The organism is Streptomyces clavuligerus (genome assembly GCF_005519465.1).
In the GTDB taxonomy this organism is placed as follows: Bacteria; Actinomycetota; Actinomycetes; order Streptomycetales; family Streptomycetaceae; genus Streptomyces; species Streptomyces clavuligerus.
In genome coordinates this window covers 3,480,085-3,504,698 of sequence record NZ_CP027858.1, presented here as the reverse complement: position 1 = coordinate 3,504,698, position 24,614 = coordinate 3,480,085, and the positions used below count along the sequence as shown (strand labels likewise).

Below are 24,614 nucleotides of genomic sequence, written 5' to 3'. Positions count from 1 at the left end.
GCCGTCCTACTCGCCGTGCTGGTGCGTCGACGAGGTGTCCTCCGGCGGCGCCCCCCGGCCGCCGTCCCGGCCCGTGAACAGGACCGCGAGCAGGACGACCACCAGCCCCGCGACCGCCGCCCGGCCCAGCAGCCGCACCCCCCAGAGCGCCGGGGAGCCGGCGTGCGCGCCCAGGGAGTCCAGCCGCTGCGAGCGCCGGGCCGGGCGGAGCAGACGCAGCAGGAACAGCGCGGCGATGGGCAGTTGCAGCAGCCAGACGGTGGTGCGGAACCAGCCGTCGTACCAGACGTTCGTCCCGTACAGCAGGGTGTGCCAGACGCTCAGCACATAGACGACGAGGACGAAGCGGTGCAGGACCCGCCAGGTCTTCGGGCCGATGCGGTGGCGCACATAGAAGAGCAGCCCCAGCGGGATGGCGAGATACAGGGCCGCCTGGCCGATCGGCAGGGCGATGCGGCCGGTGCCGGAGTCGTAGCCGCCGGGGACGAACGCCTCGACGAAAGCCGTCCACGCGGCGGAGTACCAGGCGTCCTTGTCGTGGCGGACCAGTTCGACGGCGAAGAGGAGGGCGTGCGCCCCGATCAGCGCCATGGTGTTGAGGCTGGTGGTGCGGTGCAGCCGTTCCAGCCGGGCGGCGGACAGCGGCAGCCGGGCCGGGCGGGGTCCGGAGAGCAGCAGCCCCAGCACGACCGTGCCCCAGGCCCAGAGCAGCGCGGACCAGCCGAACGCCTGGCTGAGGAAGTACACCCAGAAGCCCTCGGGGTCGTCCGCCATGAACGGCATGACGGTGGCCGTCGACGAGGACCGGTCCTGGATACGGACCCAGAGCAGCGCGAAGACCGCGCCGGTGACGAGGAGGGCGAGCAGGCCGTCCCAGACGCTCGCGCGCAGGTCGGAGCGGAGGGTGACCCGGTTTCTCGCGCCTCCCGGCTCCTCGCGCCGGGCCGCCGGGACGGACGTCTCCGGAGCAGACCCCGCCGGAACGGACGCCTCCGCGCCCGGAGCGGCGGCCGGTCCGGACGCGCCGGGCTCCGTGTTCTCCTGCATCGACTCGGCTCCGCTCCTCGCTGTGTGCGTGCGTCGGGGTAGGAGTCGGCCGGGACGGCCGGAAAGTTCCCCCGTACCCCCCGATCCGCCGGAGTGACGTGCGTCACTCCGTACGCCTGTCCGATTAACGGGTTCGATGTCCGGGATTATCCGTTTCAGCGGGTCTTCCCCGTCCCCCCGGTCCCCCTGGCACCATGACGCCCATGGCCGCCGGATACGCGCTCCGCCTCGCCCACACGGCGGTGCTCGCCGCCGTGTGCGTCGTGGTGTCCGGACTCGGCCACGCGCTCGCCGCCGGGGTCTCGCCGTCGCCGCAGGGGTATGTGTTCGCGCTGCCGCCCGTGCTCGCCGCGTCCTGGCGGCTCACGCGCGCGCGGCGGTCGGCGGGGGTCGTCGTCGTCGCCTGCGCGGCGCAGCAGCTCGCGCTCCATGTGCTGTTCGGGCTGGTCGCGCACGGCGGGCCCGGTGACGCCGCCGGGCACCCCGCCGGGCACGCGCCCGCGCAGGAGGTGCCGCTCGGCGGGGACGGGGGCCTCTTCGGGTACGGGGTGCACCTCGACGCGCTGGCCGCCTCGCTGACCTCCGGCATGGCCGGGGCGCACCTGCTCGCCGGGGCGGTCTGCGGCTGGTGGATCTGGCGCGGCGAGCAGGCCCTCGTCCAACTGGGCCGGGCGCTGGCCCTGTTCGCGGACGGGCCCGTGCACAGCGTCCGCACGGCGCTGATCCGTACGGCGCTGATCGACGCGGTGCTGCGCGGGACGCACGCGCCGCCGACCGCCCCGCCCCCGCCCGCCGGACATCCCGAGCCCGCGCCCCTCCCCGCCTTTCTGCTGCCGCTGCGCACGGTGTCCTGGCGCGGCCCGCCCGGCCGCCTCCCGGCCTGAGCTTCCTGCCGTTACCAACACCTTTTACAGCTTTCTTTCACTTTCACCACCTCTGATGGGTATGCCCCGGATGTGGAGGCGTTTTTTCATGCTTTATTCGTATGCTCGCTCTCAGGGCTCCGGTGCCGTCGATGACAGCAGTGACACCGGTGCCATCGTCGGGATGTCCGGCCCGGACCGCGACACGGAGATCACCGGCTGGGCGCTGGCCGCCGGACTCGGTGACCGGAGCGCGGCGGAACGGTTCGTCAGAGCCACGTACGACGACGTACGCCGCTTCGTCGTCCACCTCACCGCCGACGCACGCGGCGCGGAGGATCTGACGCAGGAGGTCTTTCTGCGGGCCCTCGCGGGAATCAGCCGCTTCGCGGGCCGCTCCTGCGCCCGTTCCTGGCTGCTCGCCATCGCCCGCCGCGTCGTCGTCGACCGCTACCGCCGCGCGGCGGCCCGCCCCCGGATCGCCGACACCCCGGACTGGCTGGGCGCGGCGGACCGGGCCCAGCCACGCCATCTGCCCGGTTTCGAGGAGTCGGTGGCCTTCGCCGACGCGGTCGCCGCGCTGGAGCCGGGGCGGCGGCAGGCGTTCGTCCTGACCTGCGTCCTGGGCCTGCCGTACGCGGAGGCGGCGCGGCTGCTCGGCTGCCCGGTGGGGACGATACGTTCCCGCGTCGCCCGGGCCCGCCGCGACCTGGCGGAGGTGTGGTCACCTCAGGGCCCCCAACTCCTCGCGGCCTGACCCTCACTCCCCCGGCCCGCCCGCGCCCCTCGTGGCCCGGGCGGGCCGTGCGTCGCCCAATCGGGTGGACCGCGCCGCGATAGCCCGTAACAGCCTCTGGCATGCGCGTAGTTGTACGACCATGCCTTTGGGGGCGGGCACCGGAAGAAGGACGTCGAAGCGGCGCTCAAGAAGGCGGAGCGGGCGGATCTGAAGGTGACGCACGACAAGAGCCGTCACCGCTGAGGACGGCCCCTCTGCTCCACGCCCAAGAGCGTCGGCGGAGAGGCGAACAGGATTGAGCAATTCACATGGAGGCACCGGAGCTGTGCGTGACTGGTACTTCAACCTTGTGCTGGACGCCCCCCTCACCGAGGAGCAGAAGGACACCCTGGACGGACTGGACCGGTTCGGGGAAGGCGGCGTGGGGCTCGCGGAGCGTCCGGGCCACAGCCGGTTCACGTGTGCGATCCCAGCGGACACCCTCACTGCGGCCGTCGCCGACGCGCTGAGCCGTTTCGATGACTTCCCCGGTGTCCTGGTCCGCAGTGTGGAGATCGACCACTTCGACCTCGCCTCGAACGACATGGCGACTCCCGCCATGCTCCCCGCGCCGCCCCCGCCGGGGTCGGACTCATGAGACCCGAGGAAGATCCCCGATGGTGGACCAACCCCGCGTACATCGACGTGTTCCACCACTACCGGCGTGAGGCGAGGTACACCCTGAAGCGCCGGGGGGCGTCCGACTGCCGCACCTGCGTCGGGCTGCGCGTCATCGTGATGCGCCACCCAAACGGGCCGTTCAGCGTGCCCTGCTCGCTGTGCAATCCCGGGGGCGTCTGAGACTCCCGGCATCAACGATCAGCCCCGTGCCCCTGGTTGCCATGGGGAACGGGGCTGCTCTATGTGTTTGCTTACCGGGCGTCGCTCCGGGCCATGGTCACGAGGCCCGCGAACGCGATGGTGGAGACCATCAGGACAGGGCCGTCACTCTGCTTGCTGTCACGGACCGGAACGACACCGTGGGTGGATGCGTAGGACGGGGCCCACTCGACGCAGGCGCCGCCGTTGCCGCTGTAGGAGGACTTGATCCAGTCGAGGGATTTGATCGTCATGGGAGTGCCCTTTCGTCGCTGCGAATGGCCCGGCCGCTCGGGGAACGTCAGCAACGGTCCCAGGTGCGCGCGACTCATGGAAGGCCCGCCGACATGCGCGGGGTGCCGCCGGGTGACTCTGTCTCGTCAGCATCGTTGTGCGGTCATGGGACGGGGCGACAAGCACCAGAAGAAGGACGTTGAAGCGGCGCTGAAGCGGGCGGAAGCGGCGGGGCTCAAGGTGACGCACGACAGGAACCGACATCGTTGGGGCTGGCTGATCTGCTGCCCGTGCAGTGGGCGCCAAGAGGTGAGCTGTACACCCAAGAGTGCCGGAGGAGAGGCGAAGAGGATCGATGGTTTCATCAACAAGCACCGTGGCTGTGCGTGAGTGGTACTTCACTCTGCATCTTCAGGAGCCGCTGACTCCGGAGCAGTCGGATTTTCTGGCCGGTCTGGAGCGCTTCCACGACGGACAGATCGGCCTGGTGGAAAGCCCTGGCCATGCGGAGTTCAGTTGCCTCTTCGAGGCCGAGACCCTGACCGAGGCCATCGCTGAGGCCCTGGAGCGCTTCGATGACTTCCCGGGGGTACTCGTGCGCAGTGTGGAGATCGACCACTTTGCTCTCCGGGAGAACGACATGGCAACCCCTGCCGTGGTCCCCGCGCCGCAGTAGGTGCGACAGCCGGAAGCCCCGCTCCCTCGACCGGATTCTTAGGTTCTAGTGGTTGTTGCAACACCCCAGTTCAAGGGGTGTGATGGACTTCGAGATCCGTAAGGTGCGGACTGTGGCTCAGGGGCGGAGGAAGCTCCGTGCTGAGCGGGAGGAATACTTCCGGCTCGTGAAGGCGGGGTACAGCTGCAAAGAAGCGTCCGCGCTGGTCGGCGTGAACGCGCGCACCGGCCGTGAGTGGCGCAACGGCCGGTGGGACCCGAAGCGGTTCAGACCGCCGGTGAGCCGGACGACGGCCGTCCCCGGCCAGGGCGTCTACACCCAGCGGGCACCCGTTCCCCGTGAGCGGGTGCCCCTGCCCGCGCGGGCGCGGTCCCGCTATCTGTCGGAGCGCGAGCGCATCCACATCGCTGACCGGCTCCGGGAGAAGGCGCCCATCCGCTCGATAGCCGCTGAGCTGGGCCGCAGTCCCTCGACGATCAGCCGGGAGGTCCGGCGCAACCGCACCGAGGGCACCCGCGGCCAGTGGCACTACCGCCCCTTCGCCGCCCAGGCCCGGGCCGACGCCCGACGTCCTCGCCCGAAACCACGGAAGATCACCCACAACTCCGAACTGCGGGACGCCGTCCAGAGAGGTCTGGACGAGCAGTGGAGCCCGGAGCAGATCTGTCACGCTCTGCGCAGACAGTTCCCCGACCAGCCGGAGATGCACGTGGTCCACGAAACGGTCTACCAGGCGCTCTACGTCCAAGGGCGCGGCCATCTGCGACGGGAGCTCGCCGGTGCCCTGCGGACCGGACGCGCCCGCCGCAGGCCCCACCGCCAGGCCAACTGCCGACAGGCCCGCTTCACCGACCCCATGGTCATGATCAGTGACCGCCCCGCCGAGGCGGACGACCGCGCCGTGCCCGGCCACTGGGAAGGCGATCTCATCATCGGGAAGAACAACGGCTCGGCGATCGGCACACTCGTCGAACGCAGCACCCGCTACGTGATGCTCCTCCACCTGCCCGCCGACCATACCGCTGCCAGCGTCAGGGATGCCCTGGCCGAGACCGTGCGGACACTGCCGCCCCACCTCAAACGCTCTCTCACCTGGGACCAGGGCAGCGAGATGGCCGGCCACCACGCATTCAGCGTCGCCACCGATGTCCCGGTCTACTTCTGCAACCCCGGCAGTCCCTGGCAGCGCGGCTCGAACGAGAACACCAACGGCCTGCTCCGGCAGTACTTCCCCAAGGGAACCGATCTGTCGGTCCACACCCGCGAACACCTTGACTCCGTCGCCGCCCAGCTCAACCGCCGCCCACGCAAGACGCTCGACTGGGAAACCCCAGCCGAGCGCCTGTCTAAACTGCTCACGGCCTGATCAACCGACCACGTGTTGCAACGATCCCTAGAATCCGCCATTCGGCGGAGCGGGGCTTCTGTGCGTGCTGCTCGCTTAACGGCTGGTGTCGCGGGCCATGGTCACAAGGCCGGTGAACGCGGCGGCCGAGACCATCAGGACGAGGCCGTCGCTCCGCTTGCTGTCACGGACCGGGACAACACCGTGAGCCAACGCGTACGAGGGAGCCCACTCAACGCAAACACCACCGTTGCCGCTGTAGGAAGACTTCTGCCAACGCAAGTGCTCAGGGGTGATCACGGAGTGCCCTTTCGTCGCCGCTGACTTCGTCGGAGGAATCATTACCGGGTGTCGCGAGCCATGGCCACCAAGCCCGTGAACGCGGCGGCCGAGACCATCAGGACAGGGCCGTCGCTCTGCTTGCTGTCGCGGACCGGGACAACACCGTGAACGGACGCGTACGAGGGAGCCCACTCAACGCACTGACCGCCGTTGCCACTGTAGGAGGACTTGATCCAGTCGAGGGATTCGGTCGTCATGGAGTGCCCTTTCGTCGCTGCGGATGGCCCGGCTGCTCGGGGAGCTTCAGCAACGGTCCCAGGTGCGCGCGGCTCACGGAAGGCCCGCCGACATGTGGGGTGTACTCCCGCGTGGAGGCGGCGATGAAGCGGGCGGAGCGAGACGGCAGCCGGAAGCCCCACTCCCTCGACCGGCTTGGGGGAACGGGGCTTCTGTGCGTGCTGTTCGCTTAACGGGTGGTGTCGCGGGCCATGGTCACAAGGCCGGTGAACGCGGCGGCGGAGACCATCAGGACGGGGCCGTCGCTCTGCTTGCTGTCGCGGACCGGGACAACACCGTGAGCCAACGCGTACGAGGGAGCCCACTCGACGCACTGACCGCCGTGGTCGCTGTAGGAGGACTTGTGCCAGCGCAGGTGCTCAGGGGTGATCACGGGGTGCCCTTTCGTAGCTGCTGAATCATGGCCACGGTTGCCGCCTGGTGAAGCGCGTGCACCTGTAGCTGATGATAAGACGTGAGTATGGGTACTACGAACTGGCTTTCCCGCTCAAGATGCCCTCGGTGCGCCGACTCGGCGTAGGCCATGAGTGAACGGTTCACAAGAGTCAGCACCGTCACAGGAAGATTGAACGGACGAAGATCTCCCATCGAGAACGGGGCGATCTGAAGCGACGTATTCGGCTGCTCGGCGAACTCAAGCAGCCGTTCGAGCTGCGCGTCCATCACGCCGGGGCCACCGATGGGCCGACGGACGCAGCCCTCGTCCAGCACCGCCAGAATCAGCGGGGCGGGCGTCCGGGCAAGCGCAGCCTGCCGCGTCGCCACGAGCGCCACTCGCTCCTGCGCTTGATCGGTGTTGATCTCCCCTCGTTTGACGGCGCTCTCCGCCAGCGCCGCAGCGTACTCCGGTGTCTGAAGCAGCCCCGGGATGATCCCCACTTCGTAGAGTCGGACCTCCGCCGCCTGCCCCTCTTCCCTCAGGAACGCCGAGAATCCCTCCAGAAGCGCCGTTTGCCGAGCGGACTGGCTCTGACGTTCGAGGCGATCGCCCGTTCCGAAAACGCGATCGAGTTTTCTCGCGAACTGTGGAGTTGTCGCCCGTCGACCAGTTTCAATGGCGGAGACATGCGAGCCCGAGCAGCCCAGACGTTCCGCCAGCTCGTCCTGTGTCCAGCCACGCTCGTCCCGCAATGCGCGCACGACCTGCCCAAACCTGTCGCGCGGCGACCTCTCGGGGTTCAGCTCTTTACGATGCACCATTCACGGACCTCACTCGTCAATCAAAACACGCAAGTTGAGGGCAGGGCCGACTGTAGTACACGCTGAGATTCCTCGGTAGCGGAATGGCTGCACAGAGGAATGGCCCGTGCATGCCACATGGAATTCCCCTGCCCGACGCCCTCACCGGAGGTTGACGTTGCGTCAGCCCTATCGCATGGAACCGGAGTTCAACCCGTTCGATTTCGGCCCCTGCGAATGCCCCATGATCAATTGCCCGCTCAAGCCGAGCCCCCCTCAGGACGATCCCCCACCGGAATCGAAAGGTTTTCCGTGCGACCCCGAAAGCCCCAACGGCACTCCATAGCGAGCGCCCTGGCGATCTTCTCCCTGTGGGCCATCGTCCTGGGAGTCATCGCCTCCGGGATCGCACGAGAACTGGAAGCCCTCAGCCTGCCCACGTAGCGGCGGAACCTTCCGACCTTGGGCCGTCCCCACCACCCCGTCAGGGACGGCCCAAGGCCACCCCATGAACGCAAAGCGCCCCGACAGACCGCGCCAACGGTCCACCGGGGCTTCGCCGATCAGCTACAGAGGAGCTGAACGACATGCGCGATGCTATCGCCCGCGTCCTCGCCCGGGCACTGTTCCTGTTACTGCCCGCCCACGGCCGCCACCGCACCACCACACCGGCCGTCACCACCCCCGCGCCCGTATCACCCTGGGCACGCCCCTGGACCGGCCCCAGCAGCACCACAGCACGAGCCGTCTTCACCGCACCGGAGGCCCGAGCACTCACCCCGGAGCAGCGCGAACACTTCTACGCGACCGCCTGGGCGGAACTCGGGCACGTCTACATCCACACCGTCGCCGTCTCCGACGTCCACCACGTCACCACACCGGCAGCGGTGACCGCCTGACCCACGACGAACGGCTCCCTGCGGATACCGCAGGGAGCCGTCCCGATGAAGTCATGGAGTCCGTCAGCGGTGGCGCTCCCAGTACGCCACGAACGGCACCGCAGCGGACAGGGCCTGGTCCCGGTATCCCCGGTACTCCGCGAGGGCCTGCGGAGGCAGCAGCTCACCGCCGACGAACGCACCGGTCTCCGTGTAGTGCATCCGGTACACATCCCGGTCGTCGAAGATCCAGAAATCGTGGTCGGGCAGACCGGTGACCGTCTGCCCCGACAGGTCGACGATCCCGATCGTCTCCCCCGCCGTGACGTTGCCGGGATACGCGGACAGCTCGTAGCGGAGGTAGTCCGTGAGCGGCGACCTCAGCACATGGACGCGGGAGACCTGCTTGCCCTGGTCCGTCATCGACCGCACCCACGGGTTGTCCGCCCACTCCGGGCCCATGTCCCCGCCCGACAGGAACCGCTCGATCTCCTCGCGTTCCTCGTCGATGTCGTACTCGTCCAGCGTCTCCAGCCGGAACGCGGTCCGCTCGAACTCCTCGAAGAGGCGCCCGAAATCTTCACCCACGAGCACGGCTTCTCCTCCCGCCGACGGTCATGCCGTACCGATGGTTTCGGCTCTTCCGGGCGTGGTCAAACGGAGCACCCCCGGCCCCGTCAGCGCACCGGCACCAGCCCCTCCGCCGGAGCCATCACCGCCTGGACCGTGGTCGCGGCGGCCCAGGCGCGGTGGCCGGCGAGTTCGGCGGTGGGGGCCTCGGCGAGGATCATGCCGGTGCAGCCGCGTTGGTCGGTGACGGCCGGGACGGGGTCGCCGGGGACGCGGACCGGGTACCACTCGACCGTGCCCGGGAAGGCGTCCAGGCCGTCCAGGCCCGACCAGTCGAGCAGCAGGCCCGGCTCGTCGGCGTAGACGAGGACGAAGGCGACGGCCGGGCCCCGGAGGTCCGCCGGGGGGCGGGGGGCGTCCAGCAGTGCGGGGCGGCGGCCCAGGGTGATGTCCACCAGGGCCTCGTACACATTGACCCGCAGCGCGCGGCAGAGCGCCTCGCCGATCAGGGCGCCGCCGATGCGGCGGTTGATCTCGACCAGTTCGGGGCCCTCGGCGGTGAGCACGAACTCCACATGGGCGAAGCCCTGGTCGTGCCCGGCGGCGGCGAGGACGCGGCGGACCCACTGTTCGAGGCCGTCCCGGTCGGCGGGCGGCAGGGCGACGGGGAAGGCCGCGCCCTCCTCGCGTACGGCGGGGGAACGGGAGGTCAGCCGACTCGCGACGCCCAGCAGCCGGGTCTCGCCCTGCCAGCTCAGGGTCTCGGCGCTGTAGAGGGGGCCGGAGAGGAAGGGCTCGGCGAGGAGCCGCCCCTTCAGCGTCGCGCGGGCGGCCTCGTTCAGGGCGGGGCGCAGCGCCTCGGGGGTGCGGACGATCCACACGCCCCGGGAGGAGGTCCCGGCGGAGTCCTTGAGGACGGCGGGCAGCCCGATCGACGCCGTGATCCGCTCGGCGGCCTCCTCGGGGCTGCGGGGGTCCACGACGACGGCGGTGCGCGCGCTGACTCCCGCCCGGTGCAGGGCCTCGCGGACGCGGGCCTTGTCCCGCAGCAGCCGTACGGCGTCGGGGTCGGGGCCCGGCAGGACGAACTCGGCCGCCAGGGTCGCGACGGACGTCCCCCAGGTGTCGGTGGTGTTGACGATCCCGGCGAGCCGGGGCAGCCGGTTGAGCACCCGGCGGACGGCACAGGTGTCCGTGGTGTCGACGTCGATCACGTCGAGCAGGCCGGGGGGCATGGTCGCCAGCTCATGGCGGTAGACCTCGCGGTGGCCGGTGAGGAGGGCCAGCCGGTGCCCGGCGGCGCGCGCGGCCTCGGCGGTCCTGATCAGGCCGAAGGAGAGGGATTCGACGGAGGCGATGGTCACCGTGCGCTCCCCAGGGGCACGGTGGCACGGGCGCCCGGCGGGGCGGCGCGGCCCGCCCACTCCATCACCGACCACGGCGGCGCCAGCTCGGCGAGGTCCTCGATCCGCCGGGGCCGCAGCCCGCGCGGGTCCTGCGCCTCCGTGTGCCGGGCGAACACCCGTTCCGTGTAACGGTGTCCGGTGTCCGCGCCCAGCACCAGATGGGTGGTCCCGGCGGACGCGCGTTCCGCCTCCCAGCGGGCGACGAGGTGCGCGGCCCCGGTGGAGAGTCCGGCGAAGACGGCGTGTTCGCGCAGCAGTTGCACCGCCCCGGCCATCGCGTGCCGGAAGTCCAGCCAGTGCAGGGTGTCGTACAGCTCGTGCCGGACGTTCCCGAACGGGATCGAGGAGCCGATCCCGGCGATGATCGCGTCCGGGTCGCTGAACCCCTCGCTGCCGAAGGTGACACTGCCGAACGGCTGCACCCCCACCAGCCGCACCGGGCGGCCCGTCGCCCGCAGCGCCTGGGTCAGTCCGCCCGTCGACGAGCCGGTGCCGACGGAGCCGACGACGGTCAGCGCCCCGGCGGGCAGCGCCGCCCCGGCGAGCGCGGCGAACTCGCGGTAGCCCGCGTAGTGCACCCCGTCGTGGTACTGCCGCATCCAGTGGCAGTCCGGCCGCCGCCGCAGCAGCTCCCGCACGTGCCGCACCCGCCGTTCCTGGTCGAGGCGGAGGCTCTGGGACGGCGGCATCTGGTCGACGGTCGCGCCGAGGACTTCGAGCTGGGCCCGCATGGTGGCGTCGACGGTGGTCGAGGCGACGATGTGGCAGCGGAGGCCGTAGCGGTGGCAGGCCATGGCGAGAGCGAGCGCGTAGATGCCGCTGGAGCTGTCGACGAGCGTCTGACCGGGGACGATCCGCCCGCTCTCCAGCAGGGTGCGGACGGCGCCGAGGGCCGCGTACACCTTCATCGTCTCGAAGCGGGCGAGGACGACGGACCCGGAGAGCCGGATGAACGCCGGTGCCTTGAGGGCGTCGGTGATGTGCTCGTGGACGGGCACCTGGCCCGGGGCTGCGGGCGCCGGGGATCTCTCGGACTCGGGGTCCGGCGCCGGGGCGGCGAGCGGAGTGGTCTGGGCGGGGGCGGCCATGGGGGGACGGTTCTCCTCCGGTCGGGGACGGTACGCGGCGGGAGCGGGCGGAGCGGTACGGGCACGGGCTGTGGCGGAGGCGCGGGGTGCGGCGGGAGTACGGGGCACGGGCCGGGCGGCGGGCGCGTTCACCCCGCGCGGCCCCGGACGACGAGCCTGCGGGAGCGCTGGTCGTAGGGGCCGCCGTCGAAGTCGCCGAAGCACTCCACCTCCGTGAACCCGGCCGCCACGAACAGGTCGTGCAGCTCGGCGGCGCTGTAGAGGAAGGAGTGGATCGACGCGGTACGGGCGGTGTCGCCGCGCACCAGCGTCCAGTCGGTACGGAGCCTGCGCCAACTGTCGAGGACGGTGTCCCGCTGGACGACGTACGAGCCGTCCGGCAGGTCGACGGCCTGGGGCCGGCCGATCCAGCCCGCGAGGACCTCCTTGCCCATCACGTCCACCAGGAGGGTGCCGCCGGGGGCGAGGCTGCGGCGGGCGTTGCGCAGGACCCGCAGATTGTCGGCGGGGTCGGCGAAGTAGCCGAAGGAGGTGAAGACGTTGAGGATCACGTCGTAGGCACCGGGGGCGGTGTAGTCGAGCATGTCGGCCCGGATCAGCTCCACCTCGGCCCCGGCCCGTTCGCAGGCGGCGCGGGCCCGTTCCAGCATGGCGGGGCTGAGGTCGACCCCGGTGACGCGGTGGCCGCGCCGGGCCAGCGGGACGAGGAAGAGCCCCGGTCCGCAGCACAGGTCGAGCACCCGGGAGCCGCGCGGGAAGTCCAGCAGCCGGGCCGATGCGACCAGTCCGGCGACGGAGTCGGCGCGGGTCCCCGAGAACATGGCGGGCGCGAAGTCGACCCACAGTCCGTCGTCCGCGTACCAGGCGGCTGCCTCCGCGTCCTCCGCCGACGCGTCATCCGCCGACGCGTTCTTCGCGGACGCGGCAGCCGCCGACGCGTCATCCGTCGACGCGGCGTCCGCCGACCGTTCCTCCGCCGACGAATCCTCCGCCGACACGTCGTCCGTCGCCCCGGTGTCCGCCGACACGTCATCCGCCCGCGCGGCAGCCGCCGCCCTCGGATCGACCGCCTCCGCGTCGACCGCCCTCGGGGCACTCGCTCCGCTCACCGCACCGACCTCCTCGGCTCCGGGGGCGCTGTCCTCCCCACTCCCCAGTAGTCGGGGGACACCGGTGCCGAGTTCCCGGGCATACCCGACTCCTTCCGGAGGGTCCCCCCTCAGCCGGACCGGCGGACCGGGACCGGTCCGGCCGATCCGGTCAGTTGATGGAGACGCTCCGGCCCAACTCCGAGGTGGCCATCCCGCCCGGCGGGACGACCTCGATGACGCGCCCGGTGCAGTTCGGGCCGTCGTAGACGAGGGCGTAGCCGTCGGTCTGGTTGTTCACGACGAGCGGCCAGTACCGGCCCGAGTAACAGCCGCTGGGGTTCTCGATCTTCTCGCCGCTGACGATGAGCCATCCGTTCGCGGCGGTGGCCGGGGTCGCGAGGGCGAAGGTCATTGCGCAGGCGGCGGCCAGGGAGCCGAGGGCCGTGGTGATGCGTCGCGTACGTCGCACGCGTGTCTCCTTCTGTGTCGTGGGGCGGACGCCGGGCGGGCTGCCCGCCGTCCCTGCGTCACCGTGCCCGCGCCACGGGGCGGATCGGCGCCACCGGGGCGCCCGTCACTCCCACGGTCGTGCGGAGTCACACCCCCGTATCACCCGGCCGCCGCAGCCGTCGCGTCACCCGCCGCGCCCCGCGCCGCGTCACCCGTTCCCCCGCTCCGGCGTGCCCCCGGCCCCGGCTCCGCCCTCGATGACGGTGCGCCCGCACGAAGACACCGGGCGCTGAGGCAGCCGACACGAAGACACCGGGCGCGGGGACACCGGCCCTGACGCCCCGGGCGCGGGACGGGCACGGGACGGGCACGGGAGACGGGGGCACGGATGCCACCGCCGCCCCGGGCTCCCGGGACCGCCGCCCCGCACGGCGGCGCTCGGGCGTTCCGCACGGCCCGGACCCCGGCGCTCAGAGCCGCGCCGTGGTCCCCCGCCCCGCCGTACGCGGACAGCCGCAGGCCCGGTGCCGGTCCGCGTACGGTCCGGGCCCGGCGGACGCGGGAGACACAGCGGACGCAGCGGACACGGGAGAGGCGGGAGAGGCGGAGGACACGGGCGGCGCGGAGGACCCGAGGGAGGAGAGGACCGAGTCCGCGCGGACCGCCTTCCCCTCCTCCGTCTCCGCGTCGAACACCGTCCGCCCGCCGACGAGCGTCAGCCGGACCTGCGTATCGCCGATCTCGCGTACCGGAATCCGGGTCACGTCCCGGTCCAGCACGATCAGATCGGCCGCCCGGCCGGGGGTCAGCCGCCCCACCCGGTGGTCGATACGGAGCTGCCGGGCCGCGCCCTCGGTGTGCATGCGCAGCGCGGCGGCCCGCGCCAGCCCCTCCAGCCCGGGGTGGAGCGCGCCCTGCTCGGCCGCCGTGCCCTCGCGGTCGACGGCGGTGCGGATCTGGTTCCACACCGCGAGCGGGTCCACCGGCCAGTCCGAGCCCCCGGCCAGGACGGCGCCGTGCCGTTCCAGGCTCCGCGCCGGGTACAGCAGCCGGTGGCGCCGCTCGCCGAGGTACGGGAGGAGCGCGTCCACCGTCCACGCGTTCCGCACCGCCCACTGGAGCTGCATACAGGCGACGACCCCGAGCCGGGCGAAGCGCGGGAGGTCGTCCGGGTGGACGAGCTGGAGGTGGGCGACGGTGTGCCGGTTGCCGCGCGGGCCGTTGGCGCGCAGCGCCCGTTCGTACCCGTCGAGCGCGGTCCGCACGGCGCGGTCGCCGATGGCGTGCGCGTGGAGCTGGAAGCCGTGCCGGTCGAGCAGCACGGCGAGACGGCCGAACGCGGCGGCGTCGGCGAAGAGATCGCCCCGGCGGCCGGTGAGCCGTCCGTCCCCGTCGAGGTAGGGATCGATCAGGGCGGCGCTCTGGGTGGGGTGTTCGATCACCCCGTCCAGGAAGACCTTCGCGGTGCGGACGGACACCTTGGGGATGTCGCCGAACTCCTTGCGGGCGTCCCGCAGCCAGCTCAGCGCCTCGGGCGGGTCCGCGACCTCCTCGGGATCAAGCCGCAGGGCGGTCGCGATCCGCTGGGGGAGCCGGCCGGAGGAGGCGAGGGCGGCGTAGACGCCCAGCTCCCAGTCGGTGCAGGCGGCGTCGAGGAAGGAGGTGACGCCCTGCGCGGCGGCGCGGGCGAACATCCGGGCGCAGGCGGTGTGCAGCCGGTCCCCCTCGGGGCCGGGGATCTGCCGGGTCACCGCGTACAGCGCGTCGTCCTTGAGCAGCCCGGTGGGGCTGCCGTCGGGGTCGCGGACGATCGTTCCGCCCGGCGGGTCGGGGGTGCCCCGGGTGATGCCCGCGAGGTCGAGCGCGCGCTGGTTGACCCAGGCGACATGGCCGTCCGCGCCGAGGAGGGCGACGGGGCGGCGGGTGGGCAGGGCGGCGAGCAGCCGGTGGTGGGGCACGGTCCCGGCGGGCAGCAGTCCGACGGGGTTCCAATCGACGAATTCCAGCCAGCCGTCGGGCTCTCCGCCGCCGCGTTCGTCCTTCTCCGTGAGATGGCCGCGCAGGGTGTCGAGCAGTTCGTCGACGGTGAACGAGCGGTGTTCCAGGCTGAGTTTGAGCGAGCGCACGGCCGCGCCGACGGGGTGGGCGTGGCCGTCGACGATGCCGCTCATCACGGTGGCCCCGGCGGCGTCGACGACCTCGGTATCCCGGCCCGCGTGGCGGCGGACGACGGCGGACGGGCCGGTCGCGAGCACGTTCCCGTCCCGTCCGACGGCGATGGCCTCGCGGGGCGGGGCGCCGGGCTCCCCGGTCAGCACCCGGGCGTTGTGGACGACGAGCGCGGCGGCCCCCCACTTCCGCCGGGGTCCGGGCGCCCCCGACGAGGGGATCGCGGCGGTGGCACCGAGGGCGCCGAGGGCTCCGGTGGTGAACAGCAGACGACGGCGGCCGATGTCGGGAGAAGTCATGGCCGCATCCTGAGTGGTTGATTCCCGTACCACCAACGCTTTAGCGGAACGGGGTTCCCCCGGAGGCCGGGGACGCGAACGGCCGTCGGCGGGCGGGGACGCGCAGGCCGTAGCGCCGGGCGGGGCCGTCAGCGGGCCGAGCTGCCGACGGGCGGGGCCGTCAGCGGGCTCCCGTGCGGCCGTCGTCCACCACTTGGAGGAAGCCGCCCGAGGACTCGACCCTCCGGGCGACCTCGTTGTACTCCTGCGGCAGCGGCGAGATCATCGACCGCCACGGCGTCAGGACCGCGCCCGCGCGGTGCTCGCGGACATGGGCGAGGGCCTGGCTCAGCCCGGTGCGGACGTCCGGGGGGCCGAGGCCGTCGCGGTCCTCGATGACCTCCGTGACGGTCCAGCCCAGGGAGTCGGTGTACTCGGTACAGGCGCGGCGAGGGGCGGTCAGATCGGCGCCCGGGGCGCCGCAGAGGTAGACGACGACCCGGAATCGCTCGGTCCGGGTGGCGGGCCGGGTCGGTCCGTCGTACCCGGCGGAAGGACGGCCGGCGGCGGCGTCCGCGAGGTTCCGCCGGCGGCGGCGGTCGCTGTCCGTGCGGACGGTCGACGACGGCGCAGAGGTTCTCTCAGTACGGGACATGACCTCATCGTGACGATTCAGTCACCACGAGTGAAGCGATGGGGCGTAGGTACCGGGCATATGACGGACGTCCGACTCCTACGCTCCGTAGGAGTCGGACGATCATCGACGGGGCCGGGGGCGGGGGGACCGCTGTCCGGAGCGGGGCGCGAGGGGCCACCGTCCGGGCCGGGGGGCGGGCCGTCCGGGCCTGGCGGTCTCCCCGGAGCGGGGTCTCCGAGCCGGGCCTCCGGAAGTGGGGCCCCGGAAGTTGGAGCCTCCGGAAGTGGGGGCTCCGGAAGTGGGGGCTCCGGAAGTGGGGGCTCCGGAAGTGGGGGCTCTCCCGAGCGGGCGGCGGGCCGCGACGGTGGCCCTGAGGCCCGGTGACCGTCGGCGTCGGCGCACCGGGGAGGGCCGCCGCATGGCCGGTCGGCCGCCCGGCCGGTCAGGCACACGGACAGCGGGCCATCAGGGCGAAGGGGCGGGCGGGCGGCCGGGGCGACGGGCCGAGGGCCGCCGAGCGACGGTCGACGGACCGCCGGTCGCCGGATCAGGCGGCCGGTCGGGGGCCGTCAGGGCGTCAGGGCGTCAGGGCATCAGGGCATCAGGCGATCAGAGGCACGCCGATCAGCTCGCTCAGATGCCGGACCCGGGCCGTCGACACCTTGGCGAGCCGGGCCGCGATGACCCCCGGCAGGGCCTGGTGACGGACCCAGTCGGGCGCGTCCAGGGCCACTTCCGTCAGCGTCCGCTCCGCCGCGTCGTACAGCCCCGCGCCGCACTGCGCGAGCGCGACGTCCAGCCGGTAGCGGTTCCGCGCCACCTTGGACATGCTCGTCGGGAGCGTTCTCATGTCCGGGTGGTCGGCGAGCTTCAGCGCCCGCCCGTAGTTCTTCAGCGCCACATGGATGCCGACCGCCTCCGTCTTCGCCGCCGTCGGCCCGAAGGTCGTCCCGTACAGCTTCTCGTCGCCGCCGAGCCGCGCCGCCGCCGCGTGCGCCTGGGAGATGTAGTCGTCGGCCGCGCCGCCGTCCTCCCGGCGGGCCGCCGCGACCGCCGCCGAGACCATCAGCCGCCCGTACGCGAGGAGCTGGGGCCGGGACGCCCGGCTGAAGCTGGGCTCGATCGCGAGGGCCGCCCGTTCGGCGACGGAGACCGCACGGGTCAGCTTGGCCCCCCGCAGATGGACCCAGGAGAGGGTGGAGTCGAGGAGGGCGCCCATCACGGGGTCCCCCGCCTCCTTCGCCAGCAGCTTCGCCGAGGTGATGGCGGACAGCGCGAGGTCGCGCTGCCCGAAGCCGTTGGCGCAGGAGGCGGCGACACGGTAGGTGCTCGCCAGGATCAGCCCCAGCTCACGGCGTTCGGCCCCGGCGGCGCTGGCGTACCGGACCTGCCCCTCCAGGAGCACCTTCCCGGCGAGGGCGCTCGTCCGCGCGGTGTCGCTGGCCCAGTACGCGGCCCACGCGAGATCCCGGGCGCGGGCCAGGGACCGGACGTCGCTGGGGTCGTCGATGCCCTCCCACTCGCCGAGCGCGCTCTCGTGCACCGCGTCGGAGAGCTGGCGCAGCGCGGCGCGGTCGGACTGCCCCATGCCGCGCCGGGGCGCCTGCTGCCCGAGCAGCACGGCCACATCGGTGTTGAGGGCGGCGGCCAGCTTCAGCAGGGAGCCGATGGACAGCTCCCCCCGGTCCTGCTCGGCCTTCTGGATCGTCGCGTACGAGAGTCCGGACGCCTCGGACAGGCCCTGTTGGGTCAGGTCGGCGCCCCTGAGGTGCTTGATCCGCTCACCGTTGGTCAGGTTGGCCCACAGATTGCTGCTCACGTTCACCTCGGCGGCTTGTCTCGGGGGGCCCGGGGCGGGGTCACGGGGCCGGGACCCGTGGCCCGCCCCGGGCCGGTCTCGGGCGCGGACTGCTTCCCGATGGTAGGGCGCGCGCCGGGCGCTCCCGGCAGGCAAGTACCCCTGGACGGCGCCCTGTTGACGCCATCGGCCTCCTGGCCCGCGCCCCCGGAGCGGCGGCCCCGCATACTTCACCCCCATGAAGGATCTTGAGACGGAACGGCTGCTCCTCCACCCCCTCGACCCCGCCGAGGCGGAACGGCTGCTCACCGCCGGTCAGGACGGGGACCCCGGGCGGGCGGCCCACTGGTCGCCGGGGTATCCCACGGACGGCGACCTGGTGGCCGCGCGGAAGTTCCTGCGGGCGTGCGACGAGGACATCCCCGGGGAGTCACCGGGCGGCGACCCCCGGCCGTACGGCCCGTACCGCCCGTACGAGGTGCGGCTGCGGGACGGCGGCCGGGCGATCGGCGGGGTGGGTTTCCACGGCCCGCCGGACGAGGCCGGGAGCGTGACCATCGGCTATAGCTTGATCCCGGCGGAGCGGGGCCGGGGGTACGCGACCGAGGCCCTGCGCGGACTGCTCGCGCACGCGCGGGAGTCGGGCGTCCGGCGGGTCGAGGGGGACGCCGGTCACGACAACGCCGCCTCGCAGCGGGTCATGCGGGCGGCGGGGATGGAACGCATCGGGGAGGACGAGGAGGTGGCGTACTACGCGACCCGCTGGGAGGTGTAGCCCCGCGCGGCGGGGCGCTTCCCGCGCGGCGGCGGCCCGGCGGCGGGCTCCCCCGTGCGGCGCCGGTGGCCCGCTCCCCGGGGCGGCGGCCCGGCGGCGTGAACCTCGCGCGACGCTTGGGGGCGCCCCGGGCGTCGGGGCCGACGGGGCGGCGCCCACCGTACGTGCCCCGCGCCCGGCGACACGTTCCCCTGCGCGGAGCCTGTCGGGACGGCGCCCCGCGACACCCGGCGGGCGCTCCCCGGGGCGGCGGTGTCAACGTGCGCCGCCCCGGTCGGCGGGTCCGGCGGCACCGGTGGTGCGGCACCCCGTACAGGCGCCCGTACGGCGCCCGGTGGCCCGTTCCCCGGGGCGGCGGGCCCGGCGGACAGTGGCCCCGGACGGCAGCCCGGCGGACCGGCACCCCGTACGGCGGGCCCGGCGGTGCGGCGTCCCGCGCGGCACCCGGCGGGGCTCTCCCCCGTACACAGCCCGGCGGCGCACTCTCCTGTGCGACACCCGGCGGGCGGTGCCGACAGCCCGGTGCCCCGCGCGGCACCCGACGGCGCGACCCCGTACGGCGGTCCGGCGCGCAACGGGCCCGACGGCACGACGCCCCGCGAGCGGTGCCAACGGCGCGACGGCCCGTACGGCGGGTCCGGCGGCGCGCCGCCCCGCCGTGCCGCCCCGCGCGGCGGTCCGGCGGGGCGGTGCCGTGACATCGGCCGCAGGGCGGGATGATGACGGTCCGTCCGCTCGGCGCCGGGGCCGAGGGGCTTTCGCGGCGGGCGCGTCCGCCGGGGCGGCACGTCGGGCGTCACGGCGGACTCACCGGCGTGGACACCTACCGCGGCGGGCGTTCGCCGGGCCGCGCGCCCGTCTACGTGGACACCCACCGAGGCGGCGGCCCCCCGAACCGGAGCCCGGCCCGGGGCCCGGCACCGGCTCACGGTCGGACCTGGCGGGCCGCCCCGGCCTCCGTCCCGCACCATCCGCCATCCGCCATCCGCCATCCACAGCCTGTGGACAACTTCCCCCACCACTCCACCGCCCCCACTAGAACGATCGCTCCACTTTCCGTGCTACAGTCGGCGCCACGCCCTGGATAGAGCGTTCGTTCTAGTGACGCGACCCGGGTGAACGACGTGTCCACCGCACCCTGTTGGAGGATCTGATGTCCCGCCCCGCGCCCCTCACCCTCATCGGACTCGGCCCCATGGGCCAGGCCATGGGCAACGCCCTGCTCGACCGGGGCCATGGGCTCACCGTCTGGAACCGCACCGCCTCCCGGGCCGACGCCCTGGTCGAACGGGGCGCGGTGCGCGCGCCGGACGTCGCCGCGGCGGTGGCCGCGAACGAGCTGGTCGTGCTGAGCCTGACCGACTACGACGCGATGTACGCGCTGCTCGGGCCCGCCGCCGACGCGCTCGCCGGAAAGGTCGTCGTCAACCTCAGCTCCGACACCCCGGAGAAGACCCGCGCGGGCGCCCGCTGGATCGCGGAGCACGGCGGCACTCTGATCGCGGGCGGCGTCACCGTACCGCCGTCGGGCATCGGTTCGCCCGAGTCGTCCGCGTTCTACAGCGGTCCGTCGGCGGCGTTCGAGCGCCACCGGGAAACGCTCCGGACGCTGACCCGCACCGACTACCGGGGCGAGGACCCGGGTCTCGCGGCGCTGATGTACCAGATCGGGATGGTGATGTTCTGGAACGCGATGCTCGGCTACTGGCAGGCGGTGGCCCTGGCCGACGCCAACGGCCTCAAGGCGGCGGACATCCTGCCGCACGCCTCGGACACCGTGGCCTCGCTCCCGGGGTTCCTCCGCTTCTACGCCGACCGCATCGACACGGGGCACCACGGGGGCGATGTGGACCGGCTGGCCATGGGCACCGCGAGCGTCGAGCACATCCTGCACACCATGGCCGACTCCGGGGTCGACACCGCGCTCCCCGAGGCGGTCGTGGCGTTCTTCCGGCGGGGCATGGCGGCGGGCTACGCGGAGAACAGCTTCTCCAGCATGGTGGAGCTGCTGAAGAAGCCGTCCTGAGCGCCGCCGCCCGTTCAGCCGTCGGCGCCCCGCGCGGGGCCGGGAGCCGGGCAGCGGATGTCCGTCTCCGGGCGCTCCCCCGTGGTCAGGAAACGGGTGACCGCGGCGTCGGAGCAGGCGTCCCCCACACCCAGGTAGACCCCGTGCCCGCCCCGGTCGACGGAGACCATCCGGGCGCGCCGCCCCAGGGCCTCCCGCATCCGCACCGCGCCGAAGTGCGGCGTCGCCGGGTCCCGCAGGCTCTGCACCAGCAGCAGGTTGGAGGGCCCGTCGTCGGTGATCCGGGTGGGCTCCTCGGCCGGGGCGTCCTTCCAGAACGCACACGGAAGGAGGTTCGCGGGCATCCCCGCCGTGAGCGGGTACCGGGCCCGGTCGGCGGCCACGGCCCGTTCGTACTCCGGAATCCGGCCGGGCCAGCGGACGTCGTTGCAGACGACGGCGACCATCACGGCGACGTCCTCGTCCGGGACCGGGGCCGTCAGCTCCGCCGGGAGCACGGGCCTGGCCCGCGGGTCCTGGACCTCCTGGAGCAGCCGGGCCAGCCCGGCGAAGCCCGCCTCGCTGTAGAGGGCGAGGTGCAGGGCCTGGCGCAGAGTGTTGCCGGTGAGCGGGACACCGGGGGTCGCGGACGGGCGCGGCGCGCGGTCGAGCCGGGCGGCGAGCGACAGGAACAACGGCCGTACGTCCTCGGGGCGTTCGGCGAGCCGCAGCCCCCCACCCGGGCGCCCGTGCCCGGGTCCGTCCCCGCGACCGGGTCCGTCCCCGTGCCCGGGTTCGTTCTCGCGGGCCGGGTCGGCGGCCCAGCGCGCGAAGTCCGGGAAGCGTTCCTCAACCGCCTGGGAGGTGTTGGCCATCCAGGCCCGGGAGACCAGCGCGGGATCGGGGTCGCCGACGCTGTCGAGGACCCAGCGGTCGGTGCGGTGCGGATACTTCTGCGCGTACACCGCGCCCACGTACGCGCCGTAGGAGATGCCCCAGGCGGACAGCTTCTCCGCGCCGAGCGCCTGCCGGAACCGTTCGATGTCCCGTACCTGGTCGGCCGTGGAGAGGCTCCGCAGCAGCGCGCCGCCGTTGCGCCCGCACGCCTCGGCCGTCCGGCGGGCGCGGGCGGTGCTCTCCCCGATCCGCCCGGCCCCGTCCGGCCAGGGCCGCAGCGCGGTCAGCATCCGGTCCTGGGGCCCGAGACCGCAGCTCGCCCGGGTGCTCCGGCCCACCCCCCGGGGGTCCATGGCCACCAGGTCGTACCGTCCGCCGGTGCGCTGCCGCAGCGCCTCGCCCTTCTCCGCCAGCCGTTTGATCCCGGAGCCCCCGGGGCCGCCCGCGATGACGAGCAGCGTTCCGCGCCGTTCGGCGGCGGGGCGCCCGCCGGGCACCCGGGACACGCCGACGGTGACGGCCGGACCGCCGGGGTCCGTGTGGTCGAGCGGCACCGTGAGGTCCGCGCACTCCTGGTCCGCCGGTCCGCCGGTGCGCGCGCAGCCCGTCCACTCCAGTGCCGGGGCGCCGGAACGGGACGGACTGCGGTCGTCCGGCGGCGGCAGCGAGGCGTCGAGACCCGTGAGGACGGCCGCCAGCGCGACCGCCGTGAGATGTGAAGTCGCCATGTCCCCAGCCTGGTCGGGGACGGCGGCCCGGCCCATCCGGGAGGCCGGTGGGCCGGGGGTGGGGACAGCACCCCGGGGTTCCCCTGGGGGCCGGGGCGCGGGCGTGTGGACCGGCGGCCCACCGGGGGCCTCCGGTCCACACGGCTTCCGGCGTCTCCGGGACCCCGCGGGGTCCGCGGGAGTCCGCGGCGGTCCGGGGGCTCGGGACTCCTAGAAGTCCAGATCCCCGGTGTGGTAGACCGCCAGCGCCCAGATGATGAAGATGTCGATGGCGATCATGATCAGTGACCAGACCGGCAGATACGGCAGGAAGAGGAACTGCGCGATCAGGCTGACCGACGCGAGGAAGAGACCCGAGTACCGGGCCCACTCCATGTTCTTCAGGATTCCGTAACCCACGATCACCAGCAGGATGCCGATGATCAGATGAATCCAGCCCCAGCCGGTGAGGTTGATCCGGTAGACGTAGTTGCCGACCCGGCCGTAGACGTCGTTCTCGGCGATCGCGGCGATGCCCTGGAGGATCCCCAGGACCCCGCTGCAGAGCATCAGGACGCCCGCGAAGATCACGCCGCCCACGGCCCATTGGCTGTTCCCGTCCCCGTGCCGGCCGGTGCCGTGCGGCCCGGTGCCGTGGGAGGGCTTGGGGGGCGGGGTCCCGGCCGACGGTGCTGCGTGGCTCATGGGACCTCCTTTCCTTGTCCCCGTCGCCCGACGCGGACGGGGATTCGAGCCTCAGCCTCAGCTCTGCGGGGTAGGGCCGCCATCCGGATACGCCCGTTCGGGTGAATCCCCGGGTCGGGCGGGAGGCTCCCCGGGGGCCTGACCAGCTCCGCCACCAGCTCCTCCACCGACCCCGCCACCGGTTCCTCCGCCGGTCTCTCCACCGACTCCTCCATCGGGCCTCCCGGCGGCAGGCCCGGCAGGCCCGGCGGGCGCTCCGGTGGCGGGCCCCCCGGCCGCGGGCTCGGCGGGCTCGGCGGCGAGGAAGTCGACCACCGCGAGGACGAAGAGGAAGACCAGCGCGATCCCGACCACCACCCAGGCGGTGGGGTGGCTCCACAGGAGATACGCGAGGACGGCGGCGGCGAGCAGGACCCACACCACCCACCGGCGGTGACGGCGCAGCCACGGACCGACCGGCCCGGTCCGCAGCCCCAGCCGGTCGGCCGCGGAGCGCAGCGCGTCGATACCGGTGTGCCAGATGTGACGGACGAGGACCGCGTGGCGGCCGGGCCCGGAGAGCCAGGCGGCCAGCGCGACGACGATCCCGAGGGCGATCACCATCCGTACCGCCTCCCGGAGGAAACGGGTCAGCGCGTCGTACACGGCGGCGGCGGCGGGCTGGGAGACCCCGGCGGGCAGCCGGTCCAGATAGACCGCGCGGAACGCGGTCAGCGCGAGGCCCAGCACGGCGAGGGCGAAGGCGGCCCCGAGCGCGGCGGCCACCAGCGCCCGGCGGCGGCGCACCGCCAGCAGCACGCCGGCGGCGATGAGCAGCACCGCGAGGACGGGCAGCCAGACCCCGGCGATCTGGAGCAGCCGGAACCAGGTCTTCAGCTTCCCGATGTCGTCGGAGCGCGCCACGACGAAGTCGGTGTGGACCTCGGGGATCTTCCCGGCGACCGTCAGCCCGTCGGCGACGAGCCGCTGTTTGACCTCGTCGACGACGGGGGCGAGATCGATCTCGACCGTGTTCCCGGTGAGCTGGACCGCGCCGCCGCCGCTGCCGGTGAGGGCCTTGTCGACGGCGTCGTGGGCCCGGCGGTTGGCCTCGGTCCACAGGGTCTTGAACCGGCTGGACGAGACCACCTCCAGGGACTTGTCGTGGACGAAGCTCCGTACCGCGTTCTCCAGCGCGCCGCCGAGCCGGCCGAGCGCGCGGGCGAGCAGGGGGCGGTCGGCGGGGGCCACGCCCTCCAGCAGGGAGGTGAGGTCGATGTGGTCCATCACGGCGGCGGTGACCCGGTTCGCGGCGGCGGCCTGCACATCGGGGTCGGAGGCGAGCGGGGCGACGGTGGCGACATAGCGGTCCGTGTCGCCGACCTCGTCGGCGGTCCAGGCGGCGACGGCGCCGAGCGGGGCGAGGACACAGCCGACGACGATCAGGAGGGCGGACCAGAAGGCCCGTACCCGGTGGTGGCGCGGGCGGGCCCCGCCGGGCGACCGGCTCTCCAGGGCCGCCACCCGCTCACGGAGCAGCGCGAGTTCGTCCGCCGCGTCGCCGGAGCCCGGGCCGGAGCCCGGGCCGGAGCCGGGACGGGGGGCGGGTCCGGGTCCGGGGGCGTCCGAGGCCATGCGCTTCCTCCCGTGGGTCCAGGGAT

The 24,614-nt window shown here is 73.2% G+C and carries 28 protein-coding genes; 11 read left to right on the top strand and 17 right to left on the bottom strand.

Annotation, left to right across the window (positions count from 1 at the left end):
- Positions 1-6: 6 nt before the first annotated feature.
- Entirely contained in the window at positions 7-1,047 is a 1,041-nt protein-coding gene (locus CRV15_RS14735) for a ferric reductase-like transmembrane domain-containing protein (RefSeq protein ID WP_003956862.1), read from the bottom strand.
- Between the two features lie 203 nt (positions 1,048-1,250).
- Between CRV15_RS14735 and CRV15_RS14730 the strand changes: the two genes are divergently transcribed.
- The 4 genes from CRV15_RS14730 (at position 1,251) to CRV15_RS14710 (ending at position 3,489) form a co-directional block, all read left to right on the top strand.
- Entirely contained in the window at positions 1,251-1,931 is a 681-nt protein-coding gene (locus CRV15_RS14730) for a hypothetical protein (RefSeq protein WP_003961028.1), read from the top strand.
- Positions 1,932-2,094: 163 nt separating this feature from the next.
- Positions 2,095-2,667: a sigma-70 family RNA polymerase sigma factor gene (locus CRV15_RS14725; RefSeq protein WP_009996732.1), complete on the top strand. Its 573-nt coding sequence runs from the start codon at positions 2,095-2,097 to the stop codon at positions 2,665-2,667.
- 307 nt (positions 2,668-2,974) lie between these two features.
- Entirely contained in the window at positions 2,975-3,286 is a 312-nt protein-coding gene (locus CRV15_RS14715) for a hypothetical protein (protein ID WP_009996733.1), read from the top strand.
- Positions 3,283-3,489 (top strand): hypothetical protein, encoded by a 207-nt coding sequence (locus tag CRV15_RS14710; protein ID WP_003956858.1) that lies wholly within the window; start codon positions 3,283-3,285, stop codon positions 3,487-3,489. Before CRV15_RS14715 ends, CRV15_RS14710 begins: the two co-directional genes overlap by 4 nt.
- A gap of 71 nt (positions 3,490-3,560) precedes the next feature.
- Here the strand turns inward: CRV15_RS14710 and CRV15_RS14705 are convergent, their stop codons facing one another.
- Positions 3,561-3,761 carry a DUF397 domain-containing protein gene (locus CRV15_RS14705; protein ID WP_009996737.1) on the bottom strand — a complete coding sequence of 67 codons (201 nt, stop codon included), beginning with the start codon at positions 3,759-3,761 and terminating at the stop codon, positions 3,561-3,563.
- Positions 3,762-3,906: 145 nt separating this feature from the next.
- Between CRV15_RS14705 and CRV15_RS36730 the strand changes: the two genes are divergently transcribed.
- The 3 genes from CRV15_RS36730 to CRV15_RS14690 all read left to right on the top strand — a co-directional run bounded on the left by CRV15_RS36730 (position 3,907) and on the right by CRV15_RS14690 (position 5,783).
- Entirely contained in the window at positions 3,907-4,131 is a 225-nt protein-coding gene (locus tag CRV15_RS36730; protein WP_003956856.1) for a hypothetical protein, read from the top strand.
- Complete coding sequence (locus CRV15_RS36305; RefSeq protein WP_044955682.1) at positions 4,097-4,417, top strand: hypothetical protein; 321 nt, start codon at positions 4,097-4,099, stop codon at positions 4,415-4,417. The genes CRV15_RS36730 and CRV15_RS36305 overlap by 35 nt, the downstream gene beginning before the upstream one ends.
- Before the next feature lie 82 nt (positions 4,418-4,499).
- The gene (locus CRV15_RS14690) at positions 4,500-5,783 is read left to right on the top strand and encodes an IS30 family transposase (protein ID WP_003960671.1); all 1,284 of its coding nucleotides are present in this window, start codon (positions 4,500-4,502) and stop codon (positions 5,781-5,783) included.
- A gap of 75 nt (positions 5,784-5,858) precedes the next feature.
- On the opposite strand, the gene CRV15_RS14685 is transcribed toward CRV15_RS14690, so the two are convergent.
- The 4 genes from CRV15_RS14685 to CRV15_RS14670 all read right to left on the bottom strand — a co-directional run bounded on the left by CRV15_RS14685 (position 5,859) and on the right by CRV15_RS14670 (position 7,541).
- Positions 5,859-6,104, bottom strand: coding sequence for a DUF397 domain-containing protein (locus CRV15_RS14685; protein ID WP_003956853.1), 246 nt, complete (start codon positions 6,102-6,104; stop codon positions 5,859-5,861).
- Positions 6,104-6,301, bottom strand: coding sequence for a DUF397 domain-containing protein (locus CRV15_RS14680; protein ID WP_003956852.1), 198 nt, complete (start codon positions 6,299-6,301; stop codon positions 6,104-6,106). Before CRV15_RS14680 ends, CRV15_RS14685 begins: the two co-directional genes overlap by 1 nt.
- Before the next feature lie 209 nt (positions 6,302-6,510).
- On the bottom strand, positions 6,511-6,714 hold the full coding sequence (locus tag CRV15_RS14675; RefSeq protein WP_003956851.1) for a DUF397 domain-containing protein: 204 nt from the start codon (positions 6,712-6,714) through the stop codon (positions 6,511-6,513).
- Positions 6,711-7,541 (bottom strand): helix-turn-helix domain-containing protein, encoded by an 831-nt coding sequence (locus CRV15_RS14670; RefSeq protein ID WP_003956850.1) that lies wholly within the window; start codon positions 7,539-7,541, stop codon positions 6,711-6,713. The genes CRV15_RS14675 and CRV15_RS14670 overlap by 4 nt, the downstream gene beginning before the upstream one ends.
- Before the next feature lie 291 nt (positions 7,542-7,832).
- On the opposite strand from CRV15_RS14670, the gene CRV15_RS37435 reads away from it, so the two are divergent.
- Complete coding sequence (locus CRV15_RS37435) at positions 7,833-7,964, top strand: hypothetical protein (RefSeq protein WP_003956848.1); 132 nt, start codon at positions 7,833-7,835, stop codon at positions 7,962-7,964.
- Between the two features lie 143 nt (positions 7,965-8,107).
- On the top strand, positions 8,108-8,419 hold the full coding sequence (locus CRV15_RS14660) for a hypothetical protein (protein WP_003956847.1): 312 nt from the start codon (positions 8,108-8,110) through the stop codon (positions 8,417-8,419).
- Between the two features lie 63 nt (positions 8,420-8,482).
- On the opposite strand, the gene CRV15_RS14655 is transcribed toward CRV15_RS14660, so the two are convergent.
- From CRV15_RS14655 to CRV15_RS14620, 8 genes are all read right to left on the bottom strand, one after another.
- The gene (locus CRV15_RS14655; RefSeq protein WP_231405999.1) at positions 8,483-8,986 is read right to left on the bottom strand and encodes a DUF6879 family protein; all 504 of its coding nucleotides are present in this window, start codon (positions 8,984-8,986) and stop codon (positions 8,483-8,485) included.
- An 89-nt stretch (positions 8,987-9,075) separates the two neighbouring features.
- Positions 9,076-10,332 carry an ATP-grasp domain-containing protein gene (locus tag CRV15_RS14650; RefSeq protein WP_003956845.1) on the bottom strand — a complete coding sequence of 419 codons (1,257 nt, stop codon included), beginning with the start codon at positions 10,330-10,332 and terminating at the stop codon, positions 9,076-9,078.
- Positions 10,329-11,462: a pyridoxal-phosphate dependent enzyme gene (locus tag CRV15_RS14645; RefSeq protein WP_003961032.1), complete on the bottom strand. Its 1,134-nt coding sequence runs from the start codon at positions 11,460-11,462 to the stop codon at positions 10,329-10,331. The genes CRV15_RS14650 and CRV15_RS14645 overlap by 4 nt, the downstream gene beginning before the upstream one ends.
- 128 nt (positions 11,463-11,590) lie before the next feature.
- On the bottom strand, positions 11,591-12,307 hold the full coding sequence (locus CRV15_RS14640) for a class I SAM-dependent methyltransferase (RefSeq protein WP_003956843.1): 717 nt from the start codon (positions 12,305-12,307) through the stop codon (positions 11,591-11,593).
- Positions 12,308-12,722: 415 nt separating this feature from the next.
- Positions 12,723-13,022 carry a hypothetical protein gene (locus CRV15_RS14635; RefSeq protein WP_009996743.1) on the bottom strand — a complete coding sequence of 100 codons (300 nt, stop codon included), beginning with the start codon at positions 13,020-13,022 and terminating at the stop codon, positions 12,723-12,725.
- A 451-nt stretch (positions 13,023-13,473) separates the two neighbouring features.
- Positions 13,474-15,471: an amidohydrolase gene (locus tag CRV15_RS14630; RefSeq protein WP_003961035.1), complete on the bottom strand. Its 1,998-nt coding sequence runs from the start codon at positions 15,469-15,471 to the stop codon at positions 13,474-13,476.
- A 160-nt stretch (positions 15,472-15,631) separates the two neighbouring features.
- Positions 15,632-16,105: a recombinase family protein gene (locus CRV15_RS14625; protein ID WP_003961036.1), complete on the bottom strand. Its 474-nt coding sequence runs from the start codon at positions 16,103-16,105 to the stop codon at positions 15,632-15,634.
- Positions 16,106-16,688: 583 nt separating this feature from the next.
- The gene (locus CRV15_RS14620; protein ID WP_009996744.1) at positions 16,689-17,912 is read right to left on the bottom strand and encodes a helix-turn-helix domain-containing protein; all 1,224 of its coding nucleotides are present in this window, start codon (positions 17,910-17,912) and stop codon (positions 16,689-16,691) included.
- Between the two features lie 211 nt (positions 17,913-18,123).
- Between CRV15_RS14620 and CRV15_RS14615 the strand changes: the two genes are divergently transcribed.
- Both CRV15_RS14615 and CRV15_RS14610 read left to right on the top strand, forming a co-directional pair.
- Positions 18,124-18,660, top strand: a complete 537-nt coding sequence (locus CRV15_RS14615; protein ID WP_009996746.1) for a GNAT family N-acetyltransferase — start codon at positions 18,124-18,126, stop codon at positions 18,658-18,660.
- A 1,153-nt stretch (positions 18,661-19,813) separates the two neighbouring features.
- Positions 19,814-20,686, top strand: coding sequence for an NAD(P)-dependent oxidoreductase (locus CRV15_RS14610; RefSeq protein ID WP_003961038.1), 873 nt, complete (start codon positions 19,814-19,816; stop codon positions 20,684-20,686).
- Between the two features lie 14 nt (positions 20,687-20,700).
- Here the strand turns inward: CRV15_RS14610 and CRV15_RS14605 are convergent, their stop codons facing one another.
- The 3 genes from CRV15_RS14605 to CRV15_RS14595 form a co-directional block, all read right to left on the bottom strand.
- On the bottom strand, positions 20,701-22,290 hold the full coding sequence (locus tag CRV15_RS14605; protein WP_009996749.1) for an alpha/beta hydrolase: 1,590 nt from the start codon (positions 22,288-22,290) through the stop codon (positions 20,701-20,703).
- A gap of 210 nt (positions 22,291-22,500) precedes the next feature.
- Positions 22,501-22,974 (bottom strand): DUF7144 family membrane protein, encoded by a 474-nt coding sequence (locus CRV15_RS14600; protein WP_003956302.1) that lies wholly within the window; start codon positions 22,972-22,974, stop codon positions 22,501-22,503.
- A gap of 57 nt (positions 22,975-23,031) precedes the next feature.
- Positions 23,032-24,588 carry a hypothetical protein gene (locus CRV15_RS14595; RefSeq protein ID WP_003961040.1) on the bottom strand — a complete coding sequence of 519 codons (1,557 nt, stop codon included), beginning with the start codon at positions 24,586-24,588 and terminating at the stop codon, positions 23,032-23,034.
- Positions 24,589-24,614: the final 26 nt, after the last annotated feature.

Bases quoted from the DNA above. Each gene is read 5' to 3' on its own strand.
- CRV15_RS14735 (WP_003956862.1), bottom strand. From the start codon at position 1,047: ATGCAGGAGAACACGGAGCCCGGCGCGTCCGGACCGGCCGCCGCTCCG.
- CRV15_RS14730 (WP_003961028.1), top strand. From the start codon at position 1,251: ATGGCCGCCGGATACGCGCTCCGCCTCGCCCACACGGCGGTGCTCGCC.
- CRV15_RS14725 (WP_009996732.1), top strand. From the start codon at position 2,095: ATGTCCGGCCCGGACCGCGACACGGAGATCACCGGCTGGGCGCTGGCC.
- CRV15_RS14710 (WP_003956858.1), top strand. From the start codon at position 3,283: ATGAGACCCGAGGAAGATCCCCGATGGTGGACCAACCCCGCGTACATC.
- CRV15_RS14705 (WP_009996737.1), bottom strand. From the start codon at position 3,761: ATGACGATCAAATCCCTCGACTGGATCAAGTCCTCCTACAGCGGCAAC.
- CRV15_RS36730 (WP_003956856.1), top strand. From the start codon at position 3,907: ATGGGACGGGGCGACAAGCACCAGAAGAAGGACGTTGAAGCGGCGCTG.
- CRV15_RS36305 (WP_044955682.1), top strand. From the start codon at position 4,097: ATGGTTTCATCAACAAGCACCGTGGCTGTGCGTGAGTGGTACTTCACT.
- CRV15_RS14690 (WP_003960671.1), top strand. From the start codon at position 4,500: ATGGACTTCGAGATCCGTAAGGTGCGGACTGTGGCTCAGGGGCGGAGG.
- CRV15_RS14685 (WP_003956853.1), bottom strand. From the start codon at position 6,104: ATGATTCCTCCGACGAAGTCAGCGGCGACGAAAGGGCACTCCGTGATC.
- CRV15_RS14680 (WP_003956852.1), bottom strand. From the start codon at position 6,301: ATGACGACCGAATCCCTCGACTGGATCAAGTCCTCCTACAGTGGCAAC.
- CRV15_RS14670 (WP_003956850.1), bottom strand. From the start codon at position 7,541: ATGGTGCATCGTAAAGAGCTGAACCCCGAGAGGTCGCCGCGCGACAGG.
- CRV15_RS14660 (WP_003956847.1), top strand. From the start codon at position 8,108: ATGCGCGATGCTATCGCCCGCGTCCTCGCCCGGGCACTGTTCCTGTTA.
- CRV15_RS14645 (WP_003961032.1), bottom strand. From the start codon at position 11,462: ATGGCCGCCCCCGCCCAGACCACTCCGCTCGCCGCCCCGGCGCCGGAC.
- CRV15_RS14630 (WP_003961035.1), bottom strand. From the start codon at position 15,471: ATGACTTCTCCCGACATCGGCCGCCGTCGTCTGCTGTTCACCACCGGA.
- CRV15_RS14625 (WP_003961036.1), bottom strand. From the start codon at position 16,105: ATGTCCCGTACTGAGAGAACCTCTGCGCCGTCGTCGACCGTCCGCACG.
- CRV15_RS14615 (WP_009996746.1), top strand. From the start codon at position 18,124: ATGAAGGATCTTGAGACGGAACGGCTGCTCCTCCACCCCCTCGACCCC.
- CRV15_RS14610 (WP_003961038.1), top strand. From the start codon at position 19,814: ATGTCCCGCCCCGCGCCCCTCACCCTCATCGGACTCGGCCCCATGGGC.
- CRV15_RS14605 (WP_009996749.1), bottom strand. From the start codon at position 22,290: ATGGCGACTTCACATCTCACGGCGGTCGCGCTGGCGGCCGTCCTCACG.
- CRV15_RS14600 (WP_003956302.1), bottom strand. From the start codon at position 22,974: ATGAGCCACGCAGCACCGTCGGCCGGGACCCCGCCCCCCAAGCCCTCC.
- CRV15_RS14595 (WP_003961040.1), bottom strand. From the start codon at position 24,588: ATGGCCTCGGACGCCCCCGGACCCGGACCCGCCCCCCGTCCCGGCTCC.